The 16920-nt window shown below is 69.0% G+C and carries 20 protein-coding genes, 1 tRNA gene and 1 pseudogene; 5 read left to right on the plus strand and 17 right to left on the minus strand.

What is annotated here, in order from left to right:
- Positions 1-52: 52 nt before the first annotated feature.
- Genes M2271_RS22470 through M2271_RS22480 form a run of 3 tightly spaced genes read right to left on the minus strand, consistent with a single transcriptional unit; the run spans position 53 to position 2675 of the window.
- Positions 53-1054 carry an ATP-binding cassette domain-containing protein gene (locus M2271_RS22470; RefSeq protein WP_280889081.1) on the minus strand — a complete coding sequence of 334 codons (1002 nt, stop codon included), beginning with the start codon at positions 1052-1054 and terminating at the stop codon, positions 53-55.
- A 6-nt stretch (positions 1055-1060) separates the two neighbouring features.
- Complete coding sequence (locus M2271_RS22475) at positions 1061-1882, minus strand: ABC transporter permease (protein WP_280889082.1); 822 nt, start codon at positions 1880-1882, stop codon at positions 1061-1063.
- Complete coding sequence (locus M2271_RS22480; RefSeq protein ID WP_280889083.1) at positions 1875-2675, minus strand: ABC-2 family transporter protein; 801 nt, start codon at positions 2673-2675, stop codon at positions 1875-1877. Before M2271_RS22480 ends, M2271_RS22475 begins: the two co-directional genes overlap by 8 nt.
- A 154-nt stretch (positions 2676-2829) precedes the next feature.
- Here M2271_RS22480 and M2271_RS22485 point away from each other — a divergent pair, with 154 nt between their 5' ends.
- On the plus strand, positions 2830-5601 hold the full coding sequence (locus M2271_RS22485) for a transglycosylase domain-containing protein (protein WP_280889084.1): 2772 nt from the start codon (positions 2830-2832) through the stop codon (positions 5599-5601).
- Positions 5602-5790: 189 nt separating this feature from the next.
- On the opposite strand, the gene M2271_RS22490 is transcribed toward M2271_RS22485, so the two are convergent.
- Together M2271_RS22490 and M2271_RS22495 are read right to left on the minus strand one after the other, a co-directional pair.
- Entirely contained in the window at positions 5791-6147 is a 357-nt protein-coding gene (locus M2271_RS22490) for a co-chaperone GroES (protein ID WP_280889085.1), read from the minus strand.
- A 53-nt stretch (positions 6148-6200) separates the two neighbouring features.
- A complete protein-coding gene (locus M2271_RS22495) occupies positions 6201-6530 on the minus strand; it encodes a DUF3618 domain-containing protein (RefSeq protein ID WP_280889086.1) in 330 nt (109 codons plus the stop codon).
- Between the two features lie 108 nt (positions 6531-6638).
- Here M2271_RS22495 and bcp point away from each other — a divergent pair, with 108 nt between their 5' ends.
- Positions 6639-7106, plus strand: a complete 468-nt coding sequence (gene bcp / locus M2271_RS22500) for a thioredoxin-dependent thiol peroxidase (protein ID WP_280889087.1) — start codon at positions 6639-6641, stop codon at positions 7104-7106.
- Here the strand turns inward: bcp and M2271_RS22505 are convergent.
- Positions 7087-7596 (minus strand): GNAT family N-acetyltransferase, encoded by a 510-nt coding sequence (locus M2271_RS22505; RefSeq protein WP_280889088.1) that lies wholly within the window; start codon positions 7594-7596, stop codon positions 7087-7089. The two genes, bcp and M2271_RS22505, sit on opposite strands and share 20 nt — an antisense overlap.
- 155 nt (positions 7597-7751) lie before the next feature.
- On the opposite strand from M2271_RS22505, the gene M2271_RS22510 reads away from it, so the two are divergent.
- On the plus strand, positions 7752-8096 hold the full coding sequence (locus tag M2271_RS22510) for a hypothetical protein (RefSeq protein ID WP_280889089.1): 345 nt from the start codon (positions 7752-7754) through the stop codon (positions 8094-8096).
- A gap of 53 nt (positions 8097-8149) precedes the next feature.
- Positions 8150-8234 (plus strand) — tRNA-Leu (locus tag M2271_RS22515).
- A gap of 46 nt (positions 8235-8280) precedes the next feature.
- Here M2271_RS22515 and rdgB read toward each other — a convergent pair.
- From rdgB to M2271_RS22535, 4 genes are all read right to left on the minus strand, one after another.
- Entirely contained in the window at positions 8281-8883 is a 603-nt protein-coding gene (gene rdgB, locus M2271_RS22520; RefSeq protein ID WP_280889090.1) for an RdgB/HAM1 family non-canonical purine NTP pyrophosphatase, read from the minus strand.
- Between the two features lie 62 nt (positions 8884-8945).
- Positions 8946-9350, minus strand: coding sequence for a hypothetical protein (locus M2271_RS22525; RefSeq protein WP_280889091.1), 405 nt, complete (start codon positions 9348-9350; stop codon positions 8946-8948).
- Between the two features lie 143 nt (positions 9351-9493).
- Complete coding sequence (rph, locus tag M2271_RS22530; RefSeq protein WP_280889092.1) at positions 9494-10231, minus strand: ribonuclease PH; 738 nt, start codon at positions 10229-10231, stop codon at positions 9494-9496.
- 178 nt (positions 10232-10409) lie between these two features.
- Positions 10410-11162: an MBL fold metallo-hydrolase gene (locus M2271_RS22535; RefSeq protein WP_280889093.1), complete on the minus strand. Its 753-nt coding sequence runs from the start codon at positions 11160-11162 to the stop codon at positions 10410-10412.
- Between the two features lie 217 nt (positions 11163-11379).
- On the opposite strand from M2271_RS22535, the gene M2271_RS22540 reads away from it, so the two are divergent.
- Positions 11380-11829, plus strand: coding sequence for a type II toxin-antitoxin system PemK/MazF family toxin (locus M2271_RS22540; protein WP_280889094.1), 450 nt, complete (start codon positions 11380-11382; stop codon positions 11827-11829).
- Positions 11830-12024: 195 nt separating this feature from the next.
- On the opposite strand, the gene M2271_RS22545 is transcribed toward M2271_RS22540, so the two are convergent.
- The 7 genes and pseudogenes from M2271_RS22545 to M2271_RS22570 all read right to left on the minus strand — a co-directional run bounded on the left by M2271_RS22545 (position 12025) and on the right by M2271_RS22570 (position 16911).
- Positions 12025-12975, minus strand: coding sequence for a cysteine synthase (locus M2271_RS22545; protein WP_280889095.1), 951 nt, complete (start codon positions 12973-12975; stop codon positions 12025-12027).
- 14 nt (positions 12976-12989) lie between these two features.
- Positions 12990-13268: a MoaD/ThiS family protein gene (locus M2271_RS22550; protein ID WP_280889096.1), complete on the minus strand. Its 279-nt coding sequence runs from the start codon at positions 13266-13268 to the stop codon at positions 12990-12992.
- Between the two features lie 112 nt (positions 13269-13380).
- A complete protein-coding gene (locus M2271_RS42560) occupies positions 13381-13476 on the minus strand; it encodes a putative leader peptide (RefSeq protein ID WP_348539184.1) in 96 nt (31 codons plus the stop codon).
- 60 nt (positions 13477-13536) lie between these two features.
- A pseudogene (locus M2271_RS22555) lies at positions 13537-13751 on the minus strand (substrate-binding domain-containing protein); the annotation flags it as partial.
- 3 nt (positions 13752-13754) lie between these two features.
- The gene (locus M2271_RS22560) at positions 13755-14177 is read right to left on the minus strand and encodes a M67 family metallopeptidase (protein WP_280889097.1); all 423 of its coding nucleotides are present in this window, start codon (positions 14175-14177) and stop codon (positions 13755-13757) included.
- Positions 14178-14378: 201 nt separating this feature from the next.
- Positions 14379-15809, minus strand: coding sequence for an amino acid permease (locus M2271_RS22565; RefSeq protein ID WP_280889098.1), 1431 nt, complete (start codon positions 15807-15809; stop codon positions 14379-14381).
- Between the two features lie 502 nt (positions 15810-16311).
- Positions 16312-16911 (minus strand): DUF2017 domain-containing protein, encoded by a 600-nt coding sequence (locus tag M2271_RS22570; RefSeq protein ID WP_280889099.1) that lies wholly within the window; start codon positions 16909-16911, stop codon positions 16312-16314.
- Positions 16912-16920: the final 9 nt, after the last annotated feature.

The raw sequence follows: 16920 nt of genomic DNA on the forward strand, positions 1-16920 counted from the left end.
TCGGCGACAGATCAGCGACAGGTCGACGGGTCAGCGACGGATCACTGACGGATCACTGGGCGGTCGCCCGCTCCGGCGGAGGTTTGCGGGTCTCCCCCCAGGCATGCAGCATCTTCGCGATCACGGCCTCGATGTCCGGCTCCCGCACCGACAGGTCCACCAAGGGGTACTCCGCCGCGATCCGTGCGACCAGTTCGGCCGCCGACGCCGACGCCGGGAACGCCAGCCACTGCCGGGGCCCGTCCACCTTCACCACCCGCGCAGGCGGCGGCGCCTCGATCGGTGGCAGCTCACGCTCCAGGTCCACCACCAGGGTCCGCTCGCTCTCCCCCGCCTCGTGCAACCCGGTGAGCGGGCCGTCGTACACGAGCCGCCCATGGTCGATGACCATCACCCGCGAACACAACTGCTCGATGTCCTGGAGATCGTGCGTGGTCAACAGCACCGTCGTGCCGCGCTCGGAGTTCAACTCCCGCAGGAACTCCCGCACCCTGCCCTTGGAGACGACGTCCAGCCCGATCGTCGGCTCGTCCAGGTACACCACCTCCGGATCGTGCAGCAGGGCCGCCGCGATGTCGCCCCGCATCCGCTGGCCGAGCGAGAGCTGCCGTACCGGAACGTCCAACAGGGGTTCCAGGTCCAGGAGTTCGACGAGCCGGTCCAGGTTCTCGCGGTAACGGGCGTCGGGGATGCGGTACATGCGGTGCATCAGCCGGTACGAGTCGATCAGCGGAAGGTCCCACCACAACGTCGTACGCTGCCCGAACACCACCCCGATCCGCTGGGCCAGCCGCGTACGCTCCCGGGACGGATCGACCCCCGCGACCCGCAGCCGGCCGGCGCTCGGTGTCAGGATGCCGGTGAGCATCTTGATCGTCGTCGACTTCCCGGCGCCGTTCGGACCGATGTAGCCGACCATCTCACCGCGCGCCACGGAGAAGGAGATCGAGTCGACCGCGCGCACCTGCCGTCGCTCCCGCCTCATGAAGCCGGTCTTCCTCCGCACCTCGAAGACCTTCTCCACCCGGTCGACTTCGATGAACTGCTCACCCACGGTCCCTCAACTCCCCGTACTCCGATACGACCTGAGCCCCGCCCGCCAGGCGAGACCGGCCAGCGCACAGCAGAACACCGCCACCAACGGCGGAGCGAAGGCCGCCCACTCCGGCAGCCCCAGCGGATAGGGCCGCCCCAGCACATACGCCCCCGGCACCCAGTTGACGAAGGCCAGCGGCAGCACGAACGTCACCCCGCGCACCAGCTCCTTGCCGAACACCGTGGGCGGATACTGCAGCAACGTGGTGCCGCCGTACGTGAACGCGCTCTGCACCTCGGCGGAGTCCTGCACCAGGATCTGGAAGGCCCCGCCCGCGACGAACACCGCGCCGAAGATCGCCGCACCGCTGACCAGCATGACCGGCACGAGCAGCACCTTCAGCGGCGTCCAGTCGACGTCGACCGAGGCCAGCGCGTAGGCCAGCACCAGCGCCCCCTGCGTGAGGCGGGCGACCCGGCGCAGCGCGAAGCGGTCCGCGGCGGCCTGCGCGAGCACCGGCGCCGGCCGCACGAGCAGCAGGTCGAGCGTGCCGTCCCGCACCCGCTGGCCCAGCTGGCCCAGCGAGTTGAACATCAGGTCCGTGAGACCGAAGGACGTGACGGACAGGCCGTACAGGAACGCCACCTCGGGCAGGGAATAGCCGCCGAGCGACCCGACCCGCGAGAACATCAGCAGGATCGCGACGAAGTCGAGCCCGGACAGCAGCAGATTGCCGAGCACGGTCAGGGCGAAGGAGGTGCGGTAGGCCAGGCTGGAGCGGATCCACATCCCGGCGATCAGCCCGTAGGCGCGCAACCCGTCCACCGGACGGTTCGTCTCATCCACCCTGGACCACCACCCGCCGCGTCGCCGCCGACTGCAGCAGCCGCCCGGCCGCCAGGAGCGCCACAGCCCAGGCCGCCGCGAAGGCGTACGCATCCAGCGGGTCGGCCTTCCCCATCAGGACGTCCGCGGGCAGTTGCAGCAGCGCCGACCACGGCAGGGCCCGCACGACCTCGCCGAGCACCCCCGGAAAGACGTTCAACGGCAGCGTCATCCCCGAACAGAACACCCCCGTGATCATCAGGAGCTGCAGCATGCCCTTGCCGTCCAGCAACCAGAACGCGCTCAGGGCCACCAGGTAGCGGATCCCGAAGCTGACCACCGCGCCGAGCATGACCGCGACCAGGAACGCCAGCCAGGTCAGTGGATCGTCCGGCAGGGCCACCGGGAAGAACAGCGCCCCCAGGACGAACGGGATCACCCCCCGGCCCAGCAACTGGAACAGCGACCGCCCCAGATCGCTTGCCAGCCACCACAGTTGAAGATCCGCGGGCCGGTAGAGGTCGATCGCGATCTCACCCGTACGGATGCGCTCCATGAGCTCGTTCTCGAAGCCGCCGCCCTGGATGGCCAGCGCCACGAGCAACGCCTGCCCCAGCCACACGAACGTGACCGCCTGCGCCTGGTCGTACCCCCCGAGATGCGGCCGCTCGTCCCACAGCGCCAGATACGTGTAGACGAGGATCACCCCGAACACGGTGTTCGTGAACACCCCCGCGGCCGTCGCCGCCCGATACGTCGCGTACCGTCGGAATCCCCCCGCGGCGACCGCACCGTACAACCGCGCCGAACCCACCGCAGTCGCCCTCCTCGCCGCAAGACACCGAAGCGCAGGAGCCTAGTGCGCCGGTGACGCGGTGTGCCAGGCATTTTCCCAGCACAAACGCGCGCCGATTGCCGGGAACGGAACGCCCGGTGCGAGAGTCTTCAACAGGGGGCGCAGAAGGCGTATGAGGCGTACGGGAACGTACGACGCGAAACAGGAGTCCGTGCACGAGATGAGCGACGAGCCGCAGCGGCAGCCGCAGCCGCAGGAGCCGAACCAGGGCTGGGCACCGAAAAAGCCGGAAGCGGCCGGAGAAACCGAGCCCGGAGAAGCCGAGCCCGGAGAAGCCGAGCCCGGAGAGGTCGAGCCTGGAGAGGTCGAGCCTGCAGAAACCGCGCACGGAGAAACCGCGCACGGGAAGCCGGCGGGGGAGAATCCGAAACAGCCCGAGCGGACCGAACGAACCGAACTTATCGAGCAGCCCGAAAGGGCCGAACGGACCGAGCAGCCCGAGCAGCCCGAACGGACCGAACGGACCGAGCAGCCTGAACGGACCGAACGGACCGGGCGGGCCAAGCGGACAGGCTGGCGGCGGATCATCCCGACCTGGCGCCTGGTGCTCGGCACGTTCGTCGTGGGCCTCCTGCTGCTGGCCGGCCTGTTCTTCCTCGGCTACTCGATGGTCAACATCCCGCCGGCCAACGCGCTCGCCATGAAGCAGAACAACGTCTACCTGTACGCCGACGGCAGCCAACTCGCCCGGGACGGCCAGGTCAACCGGGAGATCGTCTCCCTCCCCCGGATCTCCAAGGACGCCCAGCACTCCGTCCTGGCCGCCGAGGACCGCGACTTCTACACCGAGTCCGCCGTCGACCCCAAGGCCATGGTCCGCGCCGCCTGGAACACCGCCACCGGCAAGGGCAAGCAGTCCGGCTCCACGATCACCCAGCAGTACGTGAAGAACTACTACCTGGCCCAGGACCAGACCGTCACCCGCAAGGTGAAGGAGTTCTTCATCTCGATCAAGCTGGACCGCACCGAATCCAAGGACCAGATCCTCGAGGGCTACCTCAACACCAGCTACTTCGGCCGCAACGCCTACGGCATCCAGTCCGCCGCCCAGGCCTACTACGGCGTCGACGCCACCGACCTGGACCCCGCCAAGGGCGCCTACCTCGCCGCGCTGCTGAACGCGCCCAGCGAGTACGACGTCGTCGCCCACCCGGAGAACAAGGCCGCCGCCCAGGCCCGCTGGAACTACGTCCTGAACGGCATGGTCACCAAGGGCTGGCTGAGCGCGTCCGAGCGGGCCGGCATAAAGTTCCCGATGCCGAAGGAGGCCACGGTCTCCACCGGCATGTCCGGGCAGCGCGGCTACATCGTCAACGCGATCAAGGACTACCTCACCGAGAACAAGATCCTCGACAAGGACCAGCTCGCCGTCGGCGGCTACCGCATCACCACCACCCTCCAGAAGAGCAAGCAGGACGCCTTCGTCGGAGCGGTCAACGACCAGCTGATGGACAAGCTCGACAAGAAGAACCGCAAGGTCGACAGGTACGTCCGCGCGGGCGGCGCCGCCGTCGACCCGAAGACCGGCAAGGTGCTCGCCATGTACGGCGGCGTCGACTACGTGAAGCAGTACACCAACAACGCCACCCGCGGTGACTTCCAGGTCGGCTCCACCTTCAAGCCCTTCGTGTTCACCTCGGCCGTCCAGAACGGCTCCGAGACGCAGGACGGCCGCGTCATCACCCCCAACACCCTCTACGACGGCACCAACGAGCGCCCCGTCGTCGGCTGGGACGGGGGCACCTACGCCCCCGAGAACGAGGACCAGCGCTCCTACGGCGACATCACCGCGCGCGAGGCCACCGACAAGTCCGTCAACGCGGTGTACGCGCAGATGGCCGTGGACGTCGGCTCCGACAAGGTCAAGCAGACCGCGATCGACCTGGGCATCCCCGCCGACACTCCCGACCTGACCGCGTCCCCCTCCATCGCGCTCGGCCCGTCCACCGCCAGCGTCCTCGACATGGCCGAGGCGTACGCCACCCTCGCCAACCACGGCCGGCACGGCACGTACACGATGATCGAGAAGATCACCAAGGACGGCACGAAGGACATCGAACTGCCCGGGAAGAAGACCAGCCAGGCCGTCGACCGCGAGGCCGCCGACACCACGACGTCCATCCTGCAGAGCGTCGTCGACAACGGCACCGCCACCGCCGCGCAGGCCGCCGGCCGCCCCGCCGCGGGCAAGACCGGCACCGCCGAGAAGGACACCGCCGCCTGGTTCGCCGGCTACACCCCCGACCTCGCCACCGTCGTCTCCGTCATGGGCCAGGACCCGGTGACCGCCGAGCACAAACCGCTGTACGGCGCACTGGGCCTCCAGCGCATCAACGGCGGCGGGGCACCCACCGAGATCTGGGCGCAGTTCACCAAGGAAGCCCTGAAGGGCAAGCCGGTCGCCGACTTCGACCTCCAGCTCCAGCCCGGCTCCGACGAGTCCCAGGCCCCCGACACCGACGCCCCCGTCGACCCGACCACGGGCGACCAGGGCGACGGCGGCACCACGACCACCGGCGGCCCGGACACCGAAGGCCAGTCCCAGGGCCAGACCGGGGGCCAGACCGGGGGGCAGACCGGGGGGCAGACGGGCGGGACCGGCACCACCACCACCGGCGGCACCACCGGCGGCACCACCGGCGGAACGACCGGCACCACCACGACGGGCGGAACCCCCGGCACCACGAACGGCGGCACGACCGGCACCACTACCGGCGGCAGCCCGGCCACCAACGGCGGCACGACCGGCGAAACCACCGGCGACACCACCAGCGGCGACACCGGAGGAACACCGGGCGGCAACACGGACGGCTCCACCACCAGCGGCGACACCGGGGGAACACCGGGCGGCAACACGGAGGGCACCACGGTCGGCCCGGGCTGACCAGCGCGCGCCGCCGACGACGGCAAAGGGAGGACAAGACAAGAAGGGCTGGTGACGACAGTCACCAGCCCTTTGTCGAACCCCTGCCTGCGGATTCGCTGACTCACAGGTCGCACAGGTCGCACAGGTTCACATGTCCCACAGGTTCACATGTCCCACAGCCCGCGCAGACTCACAGGTCGCACGGACTCACAGATACAGCCCTGTGGAGTCCTCGGTCCCCTCGAACCGGTCCGCGGCCACGGCGTGCAGATCGCGCTCACGCATGAGCACATACGCGATGCCCCGCACCTCCACCTCGGCCCGGTCCTCCGGATCGAACAGCACCCGGTCACCCGTCTCCACGGTCCGTACGTTCTGACCCACGGCCACGACCTCCGCCCACGCCAGCCGACGCCCGACGGCCGCGGTGGCCGGAATCAGGATCCCGCCACCGGAACGCCGCTCACCCTCACTGGTGTCCTGCCGCACGAGTACACGGTCGTGCAGCATCCGGATGGGCAGCTTGTCGTGCGGGGTGCTCTGCTCGTTTCTGTTGGCGTTCACACCACTGAACCTACCTGCCTTCGCCGCGACCGTACGCGGAAGGGTCGGCCCGTTCAGCGCCTGCGCCGCCGGGTCCCCAGGGCCAGCAGCCCGACGACCCCGACCACGACGACCACGACGGGCACGACCCGCTCCAACCGGGGCGCGCCCTCCTCGTCGACGAACTGCGCCTTGACGTCGCTCACCACGCGATTGACCTCGACGTAGGCCCGGCCCAGCGTGTGATCGACATGGGAGACGACCTTGGCCTTGGCATCGCCGACGATCGTCTTCGGATGTACCCGTACCCCGATCTCGTCGAGCGTCTCGGCCAGCACGTCGCGGCGGCGCTGGATGTCCGCCTCGATCTGCGCCGGGGTTCTCGGTTCCGACGTGTCCGCCACCGTGGGGCCTCCGAAGTCAGCTGATACGTGTTGCTGCGGCTTGTTCTGGACAGTCTGTCAGCTCCGCGGCTCGTCGCACGGTCAGGACCCCCCGGTTACGCTTGCCCGATGAGCGAGCGACTCCAGCCCGGGGACGTAGCCCCCGCCTTCACCCTCCCCGACGCCGACGGAAAAGACGTCTCCCTGTCGGACTACCAGGGCCGCAAGGTCATCGTCTACTTCTACCCGGCCGCCCTGACCCCCGGCTGCACGAAGCAGGCCTGCGACTTCACGGACAACCTCGACGTCCTGGCCGCCGCCGGCTACGACGTCATCGGCATCTCCCCGGACAAGCCCGACAAGCTGGCGAAGTTCCGCGAGAAGGAGAACCTCAAGGTCACCCTCCTCGCGGACCCCGAAAAGACGGCCACCGAGGCCTACGCCGCCTACGGCGAGAAGAAGAACTACGGCAAGACCTACATGGGCGTCATCCGGTCCACGGTGATCGTGGACGAGGAGGGCAAGGTGGAACGCGCGCTGTACAACGTGCGCGCGACGGGCCACGTGGCGAAGATCATCAAGGACTTGGGTATCTGAACGAGATCCACACGTCGGGAGTCAGGTCGGGCCGCTCCGGCACCGGCCTGGCCTCCTCGGTCCACGCATCCCCGACGAGCTCGGTCGCGACCCGCCGCCAGAAGCGGACGGCAACGGTGTTGTCGTCCTGAAAGGCAATCTCCCAGTCCCCCGGATGCCGGGCGACCACCTCCCGTATGGCCCGGAGCCCCACCCCGCTCCTGCGCACCGCGCGCACCACGAAGAAACTGTTGAGCACCCGGGCAGGCCCACCGAGCGCCCGCACGAACGCGAACCCGACCGGATTCTCGCCGACACTGAAGAGATACGGCGCCCAGTCCGGGTCCCCGGAGAAGGCAGCCTCCAACCGCTCACTACGGAACGTCCCGTCCGGATGGGGCAGTTGCCCTCCGAACTCGGACAGATCATGCCGGAAGAGAAGCCAGAGGCGTTCGACGGTGGGGCGATCGGCGGGGGTGGCTGGGCGGATGTCCCACTCTGCTGAGGTCATGAAAAAAGCCTCCCGAGCGGACAAACAACGGTCCGCGCCTGGAAGGCATCGCTGGTAAGCGTATCAGCTGCCTTTACGTTTCGCGCGTGACCGTCCGATAAACGGTTCGTCACTCCGTACGAGATCACGAACGTGGGGTCCAGATCGGAGGGGACATGGACGTGCAGGACACAGCGGGACCGGAGATGAGCGCCACCCCCGGTCGCGGTGCACTGCGACCGGACACGTACGGCAAGAAACAGCTCGCGCCTGTCGTCGCCGAGGCCCGCAACTGGACTGATCTGATGCGGCGGCTCGGGCGGATCGGAATGCCGTATGCATGCGAGACCTGCGGCAACACGGGCGAGTGGTGGGGCCAATCGATCACACTGCAGATCGACCACGTCAACGGAGACTGGCGCGACAACCGCCGGGAGAATCTGCGGCACCTGTGCCCCAACTGTCATGCGCTGACGGAGACGTGGTGTCGCCAGAAGGGGAGAGCCCCTCTCGCGGGATGAGCTGTTGTCCCCGTAGACTGAATGCCGCCGGTCGAGCGTGATGACCGTTTTGAGCGGCCGTGTCGTAATTTGGCAGCCGAGCTGCGTTTAGATCGCAGTGGGCGAAAGCCCGTGTGGGTTCGAGTCCCACCGGCCGCACGCAAAAGAGGGGTCGCCCGGAGCCGGGCGGCCCCTCTCCCGTGCCTCATCCCAACAACTCCCGCACTACCGGCACCAGCCCCCGAAACGCCTCCCCCCGATGGCTGATCGCGTTCTTCTCCTCCGCGCTCAGCTCGGCGCACGTCCGCGTCTCGCCCTCCGGCTGGAGGATCGGGTCGTAGCCGAAGCCGTTCGTGCCGACGGGGGCGTGTCGCAGTACTCCCCGCAGCCGGCCCTCGACCACCCGCTCCGTGCCGTCCGGCAGGGCGAGCGCCGCCGCGCAGGCGAAGTGGGCGCTTCGGTGTTCGTCGGCGATGTCGGACAGCTGGGCCAGCAGCAGGTCCAGGTTGGCGCGGTCGTCTCCGTGGCGTCCCGACCAGCGGGCCGAGAAAATGCCGGGGGCGCCGTTCAGGACGTCAACGCAGAGGCCGGAGTCGTCGGCGACGGCGGGCAGGCCGGTTGCCTGGGCGAGGGCGTGGGCTTTGAGGAGGGCGTTCTCGGCGAACGTGACGCCTGTTTCCTTGACGTCGGGGATGTCGGGGTAGGCGTCCGCGCCGACGAGGTCGTGCGGGAGGCCGGCGTCGGCGAGGATCGCCCGGAGTTCGGTGATCTTTCCGGTGTTGCGGGTGGCGAGGATCAGGCGGGTCATGCCCACCAGTATCCCGGCCGCGCCGGTGGGGTTACGGCGTGGCTAGGCGTGGCCAGGCGTGGCTAGGGCGTGCAGACCTTGGTCAGTTCGCCCGCCGCGTCGGTGATCGGGCTGAGGTCGGGGGTCTCGTCGCCGTTCTTGACGGCCGTACGGACGTTGCCGACGGCGTCGCCCAGGTCGTCGACCGCCTTGTTGACGTCGGCGTTGTCGGTCTTGTCGCCGATGTCGTCGAGGTTCTCGTCGATGGAGTCGAGGGACTGCTCCAGCTGCGTCGGGTCGTTCGACGCGTTCTCCACGGCCTGCTGGAGATCGGTGACGCTGTCGGCTATGGCGTCGGCGGTCTGGACGCAGTCCAGGGCCTTGCTGACGGCTTCGCAGCCGGTGGTGAGGCCGACCGTCAGTCCGACGGCCGCGACAGCGGCGGCGATGACGGTACGGCGACTTCGGCGGCGTCGGCTCGCGGCCATGGAACGGTTCCTCCCGTTGGTCAGGCCCCCAGCGGGCCGACGTGTGGCCGGGCGCACGGTGGTGTGCCGTGCGCCCGTACCCGTAGTGACGCGAGGGCGGTCGGCGCGGTTGCCCGCGTCGGCCGTCCTTCTTGGGTCGCCCTTTACTTTTCGAGGGCGGTATCAAGTGCCTTGCGCTGCAAGGCCGCGAGATCGGTGCAGCCGGCAACTGCCAGGTCGAGGAGGGAGTTGAGTTCGTCGCGGGCGAAGGGTTCAGCCTCGGCGGTGCCCTGGATCTCGACGAAGCGGCCGTCGCCGGTGCAGACGACGTTCATGTCGGTCTCGGCGCGGACGTCCTCCTCGTAGCGGAGGTCGAGGAGGGGGATGCCGTCGACGATGCCGACCGAGACCGCCGAGACGGTCCCGGTGAGGGGCTGGCGGCCGGCCTTGATCAGCTTCTTTCCCTTGGCCCAGGAGACGGCGTCGGCGAGTGCCACGTACGCGCCCGTGATGGCCGCCGTGCGGGTGCCGCCGTCGGCCTGCAGGACGTCACAGTCGAGGACGATGGTGTTCTCGCCGAGCGCCTTGTAGTCGATGACCGCGCGCAGGGAGCGGCCGATGAGCCGGCTGATCTCGTGGGTGCGGCCGCCGATCTTGCCGCGGACGGATTCGCGGTCGCCGCGGGTGTTGGTGGCGCGGGGCAGCATGGAGTATTCGGCGGTGACCCAGCCCTCGCCGCTGCCCTTGCGCCAGCGCGGGACGCCTTCGGTGACGGAGGCGGTGCAGAAGACCTTCGTGTCGCCGAAGGAGACGAGGACGGAGCCTTCGGCGTGCTTGCTCCAGCCGCGTTCGATGGTGACCGGGCGGAGTTGTTCGGCGGTGCGGCCGTCGATTCGAGACATGGCATTGAGCCTAGCCGTACCTGCGGAAGGGTCCCCTCCCACGGGGGGCGAGCTCCCGGGGCCTTTGTCATGTCGTAGCAGCTGGACGTCGTAGTAACCAGAGGTGGTGGCCAGAGGTGGTGGCCAGAGGTGGTGGCCAGAGGTGGTGGCCAGAGGTGGTGGCCAGACGTCGTGGCAGCTAGATCTCGTACGACACCCTCGGCGTCGCCAGTTCCACCGGGCCGTCGAACACCGCGCGCGCGTCGGTGAGGTTGGCTCGCGGGTCGGTCCACGGGGGGATGTGGGTGAGGACCAGGCGGCGGACGCCTGCCCGGGCCGCCGTCTCGCCCGCCTCGCGGCCGTTGAGGTGCAGGTCGGGGATGTCTTCCTTGCCGTGCGTGAACGCGGCCTCGCACAGGAACAGGTCGGCGTCCCGGGCGAGTTCGTCCAGCGCCGGGGTGACGCCCGTGTCTCCGGAGTACGTCAGGGCCTTGCCGCCGTGCTCCACGCGGATGCCGTACGCCTCGACCGGGTGGGACACGCGTTCCGTGTGGACCGTGAACGGGCCGATGTCGAAGGTGGAGGGCTTGACCGTGTGGAAGTCGAAGACCTCGCTCATGGAGGAGGCGGTGGGGGTGTCCGCGTAGGCCGTGGTGAGGCGGTGCTCCGTGCCCTCGGGTCCGTAGACGGGGATCGGGGCGCAGCGGCCACCGTCGTGGCGGTAGTAGCGCGCGACGAAGTACGCGCACATGTCGATGCAGTGGTCGGCGTGCAGGTGGCTGAGGAAGATCGCGTCGAGGTCGTAGAGACCACAGTGGCGCTGCAGCTCGCCCAGGGCACCGTTGCCCATGTCGAGAAGCAGCCGGAAGCCGTCGGCCTCGACGAGGTAGCTCGAGCAGGCCGAATCCGCGGACGGGAACGACCCCGAGCAGCCGACGACGGTGAGCTTCATAAAGGCAGAAACCTCCGCTGGCGGGAAACGAAGAGAGTGGTGGCGTCGGTGGTCGTGCGGTGGGTCGAGCGTAAAACGCGAAACCCCCGGTCGCGCCTCCGCCAAGGGCTGTTGTGGGCGAACTCACCTGTGCTGTCACCGGTTCGGCTGGACCGAGAGCGCATGAGAGTTGCGAGAGGGCGCGCGGGCGCGATCGCGCGCCGGTAACGTCACCGGTATGGACAGGTCCTGGTGGCTCGCGATCGCGGCGGTGGTATTGCTGGCGCTGGTCGCCGTGCTCGTGGACGGCTGGGGGCGGGGGCATCGGCCCGCCACTCGTCGCGCCCGGCCGCCCGGGCGTCCGGAGGCGGGCGAGGTCCGTCCACGGCCGGCGGAGATCTGGTGGGCGAACGTTCCGTACGAGGACGGGCCGGGCGGCAAGGACCGGCCCTGTCTGGTGCTGGTGGTGCACGGGGACCGGGCGATGGTCGCGAAGATCACCAGCAGGTATCACGGCGAGCGGGCCGGCGTGATCCCGTTGCCGCCCGGCTCGGTGGGCGACGCGAACGGGCGGGCGAGCTTCCTGGAGACGGACGAGCTGCGCGAGGTGCCGGTGGAGGACTTCCGCCGGCGGGCCGGGGTGGTGGACCCGGCCCTGTGGGACCGGGTCCGTCACCTGGCTCCGTGACGGGTGGCTACGTTGCGAGTGGCCACGTTGCGAGCGGCTACGTAACGAGTCGCCGCGTAACGGCGCCCGTGCAACGAGTCACCGTGTAACGAGTCACCGTGTAACGAGTGCCCGCGTAAGGTGTGGCCGCCGGCGTCGGGCCGACGGTGTCGAACGGGTGGCTGGTGGAAGCGGGGCTGTCATGAAGCGAGCAGCTCAGGCCCAGAGCTGACCCTGCAGCACCTCGATGGCCTCCTCCGTCGTGGCCGCCGTGTAGACGCCCGTCGAGAGGTACTTCCAGCCGCCGTCGGCGACGACGAACGCGATGTCCGCGCTCTCGCCCGCCTGCAGCGCCTTCTTGCCGACGCCGATCGCCGCGTGCAGTGCGGCGCCGGTGGAGACGCCCGCGAAGATGCCCTCCTGCTGGAGGAGTTCGCGGGTGCGGGTGACCGCGTCGGCGGAGCCGACCGAGAAGCGGGTGGTGAGGACGGAGGCGTCGTACAGCTCCGGTACGAAGCCCTCGTCGAGGTTGCGCAGGCCGTACACCAGGTCGTCGTAGCGTGGTTCGGCGGCGACGATCTTCACGTCCGGCTTGTGCTCGCGCAGGAAGCGGCCGACGCCCATCAGGGTGCCGGTGGTGCCGAGACCCGCGACGAAGTGGGTGATCGACGGGAGGTCGGCGAGGATCTCCGGGCCGGTCGTCGCGTAGTGGGCGCCCGCGTTGTCCGGGTTGCCGTACTGGTAGAGCATCACCCAGTCGGGGTGCTCGGCGGAGAGCTCCTTGGCGACCCGTACGGCCGTGTTGCTGCCGCCCGCGGCGGGGCTGGGGATGATCTCGGCGCCCCACATGCCGAGCAGGTCCCGGCGCTCCTGCGAGGTGTTCTCGGGCATCACGCACACGATGCGGTAGCCCTTGAGCTTGGCGGCCATCGCGAGGGAGATGCCGGTGTTGCCGGAGGTGGGCTCCAGGATGGTGCAGCCGGGGGTCAGCCGGCCGTCCTTCTCCGCCTGCTCGATCATGTGCAGGGCGGGGCGGTCCTTGACCGAGCCGGTGGGGTTGCGGTCCTCCAGCTTCGCCCAGAGGCGGACGTCGGCGGACGGCGACAGCCGCGGCAGGCGCACCAGAGGTGTGTTGCCCACCGCGGCCAGCGGGGAGTCGTAACGCATGGGGTCAGCGGGCCTTAGACCATGCCGCCGGCCACGGCCGGCAGGATCGTCACGTTGTCGCCGTCGGCGAGCTTGGTGTTGATGCCGTCGAGGAAGCGGACGTCTTCGTCGTTGAGGTAGACGTTGACGAAGCGGCGCAGCTGGTCGCCGTCGACGATGCGGGCCTGGATGCCCGTGTGCCGGGTCTCGAGGTCGGCGAAGAGCTCGGCGACGGTGTCTCCCTGGCCGTCCACCGCCTTCTGGCCGTCGGTGTACGTGCGGAGGATGGTCGGGATGCGGACCTCGATGGCCATGGTTGCGGGCTCCTGTCGAAAGTGGTCAGGTCGGTGGGCGCGCGGCAGCGTGTTGCAGCGGGGTGGTGCGGGTGGGCGCCGCGGCTCACGGCCGTGCGGCGGCAGGGCAGCGTCAACAGATGGCGCTGGCGAGCCTGCACAGGTCGACGTGCAGCCGCGCCACGAGCAGCATGCCCGGCGTCTTCTCGCTCACGTCGTCAAGAACCATGGGCTCATCGTATCGATTCCCGGCCCGGGTCCCGGAATACGGTCCCACATTCCGGACGCTTTACGGCCGGGGAGTGAGACCGCACAGTTCAGGAGAGGTTCTGGGGGGTCCTGGGTGGCATCCGGCGGACTTTCTGAGCACCAGGCGGGTGGGGTCGACCGTGGAGGACAGGCCGGGGCGTCGGGGTGTTCCGTGCGGTCGAACAGCAGCCGGACCGGCAGCCGGGCCATCAGACGGCCCATCTCCTCGACGTCCTGGTGGACCATGGTGAGCGGCGTTCAAAATGCCTCCACGACGTTCACCTCCTCCTCCGTCACCTCGCCGTCGACGATCCGGAAGGAGCGGAACTGGAACGGGCCGGCGTCGTCGGTGTCCGCGGTGGAGACGAGGACGTAGTGGGCGCCGGGCTCGTTGGCGTAGGAGATGTCGGTGCGGGAGGGGTATGCCTCGGTCGCCGTGTGGGAGTGGTAGACGACCACGGGCTCCTCGTCGCGGTCGTCCATCTCGCGGTAGAGCTTGAGCAGGTCGCCGGAGTCGAACTCGTAGAAGGTGGGCGACATGGCGGCGTTCAGCATGGGGATGAACCGCTCGGGGCGGTCCGAGCCCGCCGGGCCCGCGATGACGCCGCACGCCTCGTCGGGATGGTCCTTGCGCGCGTGCGCGACGATCTGGTCGACGAGGGCCTGGGTGATGGTCAGCATGTTCGTCAGGATAAGCAGAAGGGCCGCCCCGTACCGATGGGTGGTACGGGACGGCCCGCATGCCGGACGGCCCAGGACGTGCGGCTCGTAGGCCGGACGGCCCAGGACGTGCGGCTCGTAGGCCGGACGGCCCAGGACGTGCGGCTCGTAGGCCGGACGTCCGGGGACTCTGGCGGACGGCCTTCTCGATCTCCGGGGACGCTAGCGGACGGCCTTCTCGATCTCCGGTTCGCGGCGCTCGGCGATCTGCGGGTTTCGGCGCTTGAGGATCAGCCAGCCGATGCCCAGGGCGGCGGCCCAGCCGGCCATCACGTAGAGGCAGACGCGGGCGTCGGCGTCGTACGCGATCAGGCAGGTGACGAAGAGCAGGAAGACGATGGCGACGTACGAGCACTTCGCGCCGCCCGGCGCGGGGAAGGACGAGGCGGGCAGGCGGCCCGCGTCGACCGCGCGGCGGTAGAGGACGTGGCTGACCAGGATCATCAGCCACGTCCAGATGCCGGCCGCGGTGGCCACCGAGGTGACGTAGCCGAACGCCTTCTCCGGGACGACGTAGTTGAGGACCACGCCGATGCCCATGAAGGCGACGGAGACGGTGATGGCGGAGGCCGGGGTCTTGGAGGCCGACAACTTGGTGAAGCCGCGCGGGGCCTCGCCGTTGTCCGCGAGGTTGCGCAGCATGCGGCCTGTGGAGTACATGCCCGAGTTGCAGGAGGACAGGGCCGCGGTGAGGACGACGAAGTTGACGATGCCGGCGCCCGCCGGGATGCCGATCTTCGCGAACGCCTCGACGAAGGGGCTCACGCCCGGCGCGAACTCGGTCCACTTCACCACGCACAGGATGATGGTGAGGGCACCGACGTAGAACAGCGCGATGCGCCAGGGCAGGGTGTTGATCGCCTTGGGGAGGGTCTTCTCCGGGTTCTCGGACTCGCCGGCCGTGACGCCGACCAGCTCGACGGCGAGGTAGGCGAACATGACGCCCTGCAAGGTCATCAGGGACGAGCCGATGCCCTTGGGGAAGAAGCCGTCGAACTGCCAGAGGTTGGAGACGGCGGCGGTGTCACCGGCGGAGCTGAAGCCGAAGGTGAGCACGCCCAGGCCGATGACGATCATGCCGATGAGGGCGGTGACCTTGATCATCGAGGCCCAGAACTCGATCTCGCCGAACACCTTCACCGAGATCAGGTTGGCGGCGAAGAGCACGATCAGGAAGATCAGCGCCGACACCCACTGCGGGATCGACGGGAACCAGTAGTTGATGTAGATCGCGGCGGCGGTCAGTTCCGCCATGCCGGTGACCACCCACATCAGCCAGTAGGTCCAGGCGGTGAAGTAGCCGAAGAACGGGCCGAGGAATTCGCGGGAGTACTCCGCGAAGGAGCCCGAGACCGGACGGTAGAGAAGCAGTTCGCCGAGGGCCCGCATGATGAAGAAGATGATCACGCCCGCGAGGGCGTACATCAGGATGAGGCTCGGTCCCGCCTTGGCGATGTTCGCCCCGGCGTTGAGGAAGAGACCGACGCCGATGGCGCCGCCGATCGCGATCATCTGGACCTGGCGGCTGCCCAGCCCGCGTTCGTACCCCTCTCCCTCGGGGGTCTTCTCCGTGTCGGCCTGCGCTGAGGTCATGTGTGGTGCGCCTTTCTCCATGCCGGCCCGGGCCCTTCGTCGGCCTCGGACCGGGTCTCGAATCCCCCCGGACTGATGGAGTGTGAGCGGACCCGGGGACCTGCTCGATCTTCCCCGGGTTCACTCATGCCTGGCCGACGGTCAGTCGGCTCGGTGGCGCACCCGGCCGAATCCATGGGTGGTGTTCGCCGGGCGGTCGTGAAGATTTATCACGGTCACCACACTGATCACCTGGGGGACATGTGGCCCAGCGCACAGATAAAGGCGGACAAAAGCCACCCGCGAGGGGCATAGGTGTCCGCCGGGTTGACGCTATCGTTATCCGGATTTGAGCGTCCGCTGAGCGGACACATTTCCTTCACACGCCACGGCGGAGCGGGCCGACGGCCACGGCGTGAGCATGTCGAGAGTCAGGTCATGATCGTGCCGAGAGTCAGGACATGAACACGCCGACAGTCACGGCATGGGCATGCCGAGACTCAGGGCACAAGCGTGCTGACAGTCACGGCATCAGCGTGCTGACGAGCGTCTCCTGAAGGCCGCCCAGCCAGAGGTACGCCATCACCATCGGCTTGCGCGGGTCCTCGTCCGGGAGGTGGTAGAGGAGGTCACTGTCGTCCTCGTCAGTGATCTCCAGCCGGGAGCCGATCGCCAGCCGCAGGTCATTGAGGGCGCGCAGCCACTGCTGGGACTCGCCGGGCGACAGTTTGAGCACGGCCCCGCCCTCGCCGGGAGAGGCGAGCGCATCCAGGGAGCGGATCACCGCGAGAGCGTTGTCCCGCTTGCCGGCCCTCAGGTCGTTCTCGGTGTAGCGGCGGAACTCGGCGGAGTACGCCCGTTCCTCCTCGGCCCGTTTCGGCCCGGGGGCGCCCTCCGGGTCGCTGTAGGCGTCGGGGAACAGGCGCCTGAGGACGGGGTCGGACGGGGGTTCACTGGGGCCCTCGGCGAACAGCTCGGCGAGCGGGTCGTCGGTGTCCTCGGCGGGGCCCGGTCCGATGAGTTCCAGCAACTGGACGGCCAGCGACCGGATGATGGAGATCTCGACGTCGTCGAGGGCGACGGCCGCGCCGCCGCCGGGGAGCGGTTCGAAGGTTCCTGGCATGAAGGGAGT

The organism is Streptomyces sp. LBL, assembly GCF_029893585.1.
Taxonomy (GTDB): domain Bacteria; phylum Actinomycetota; class Actinomycetes; order Streptomycetales; family Streptomycetaceae; genus Streptomyces.

Excerpts from the sequence above, each read along its gene's own strand:
- rdgB (WP_280889090.1), bottom strand. The coding sequence starts at position 8,883 with ATGACCCGCCTGATCCTCGCCACCCGCAACACCGGAAAGATCACCGAA.
- M2271_RS22545 (WP_280889095.1), bottom strand. The coding sequence starts at position 12,975 with ATGCGTTACGACTCCCCGCTGGCCGCGGTGGGCAACACACCTCTGGTG.
- M2271_RS22560 (WP_280889097.1), bottom strand. The coding sequence starts at position 14,177 with ATGCTGACCATCACCCAGGCCCTCGTCGACCAGATCGTCGCGCACGCG.
- bcp (WP_280889087.1), top strand. The coding sequence starts at position 6,639 with ATGAGCGAGCGACTCCAGCCCGGGGACGTAGCCCCCGCCTTCACCCTC.
- M2271_RS22550 (WP_280889096.1), bottom strand. The coding sequence starts at position 13,268 with ATGGCCATCGAGGTCCGCATCCCGACCATCCTCCGCACGTACACCGAC.
- M2271_RS22485 (WP_280889084.1), top strand. The coding sequence starts at position 2,830 with ATGAGGCGTACGGGAACGTACGACGCGAAACAGGAGTCCGTGCACGAG.
- M2271_RS42560 (WP_348539184.1), bottom strand. The coding sequence starts at position 13,476 with ATGGTTCTTGACGACGTGAGCGAGAAGACGCCGGGCATGCTGCTCGTG.
- M2271_RS22540 (WP_280889094.1), top strand. The coding sequence starts at position 11,380 with ATGGACAGGTCCTGGTGGCTCGCGATCGCGGCGGTGGTATTGCTGGCG.
- M2271_RS22510 (WP_280889089.1), top strand. The coding sequence starts at position 7,752 with ATGGACGTGCAGGACACAGCGGGACCGGAGATGAGCGCCACCCCCGGT.
- M2271_RS22565 (WP_280889098.1), bottom strand. The coding sequence starts at position 15,809 with ATGACCTCAGCGCAGGCCGACACGGAGAAGACCCCCGAGGGAGAGGGG.
- M2271_RS22570 (WP_280889099.1), bottom strand. The coding sequence starts at position 16,911 with ATGCCAGGAACCTTCGAACCGCTCCCCGGCGGCGGCGCGGCCGTCGCC.
- M2271_RS22525 (WP_280889091.1), bottom strand. The coding sequence starts at position 9,350 with ATGGCCGCGAGCCGACGCCGCCGAAGTCGCCGTACCGTCATCGCCGCC.
- M2271_RS22505 (WP_280889088.1), bottom strand. The coding sequence starts at position 7,596 with ATGACCTCAGCAGAGTGGGACATCCGCCCAGCCACCCCCGCCGATCGC.
- rph (WP_280889092.1), bottom strand. The coding sequence starts at position 10,231 with ATGTCTCGAATCGACGGCCGCACCGCCGAACAACTCCGCCCGGTCACC.
- M2271_RS22535 (WP_280889093.1), bottom strand. The coding sequence starts at position 11,162 with ATGAAGCTCACCGTCGTCGGCTGCTCGGGGTCGTTCCCGTCCGCGGAT.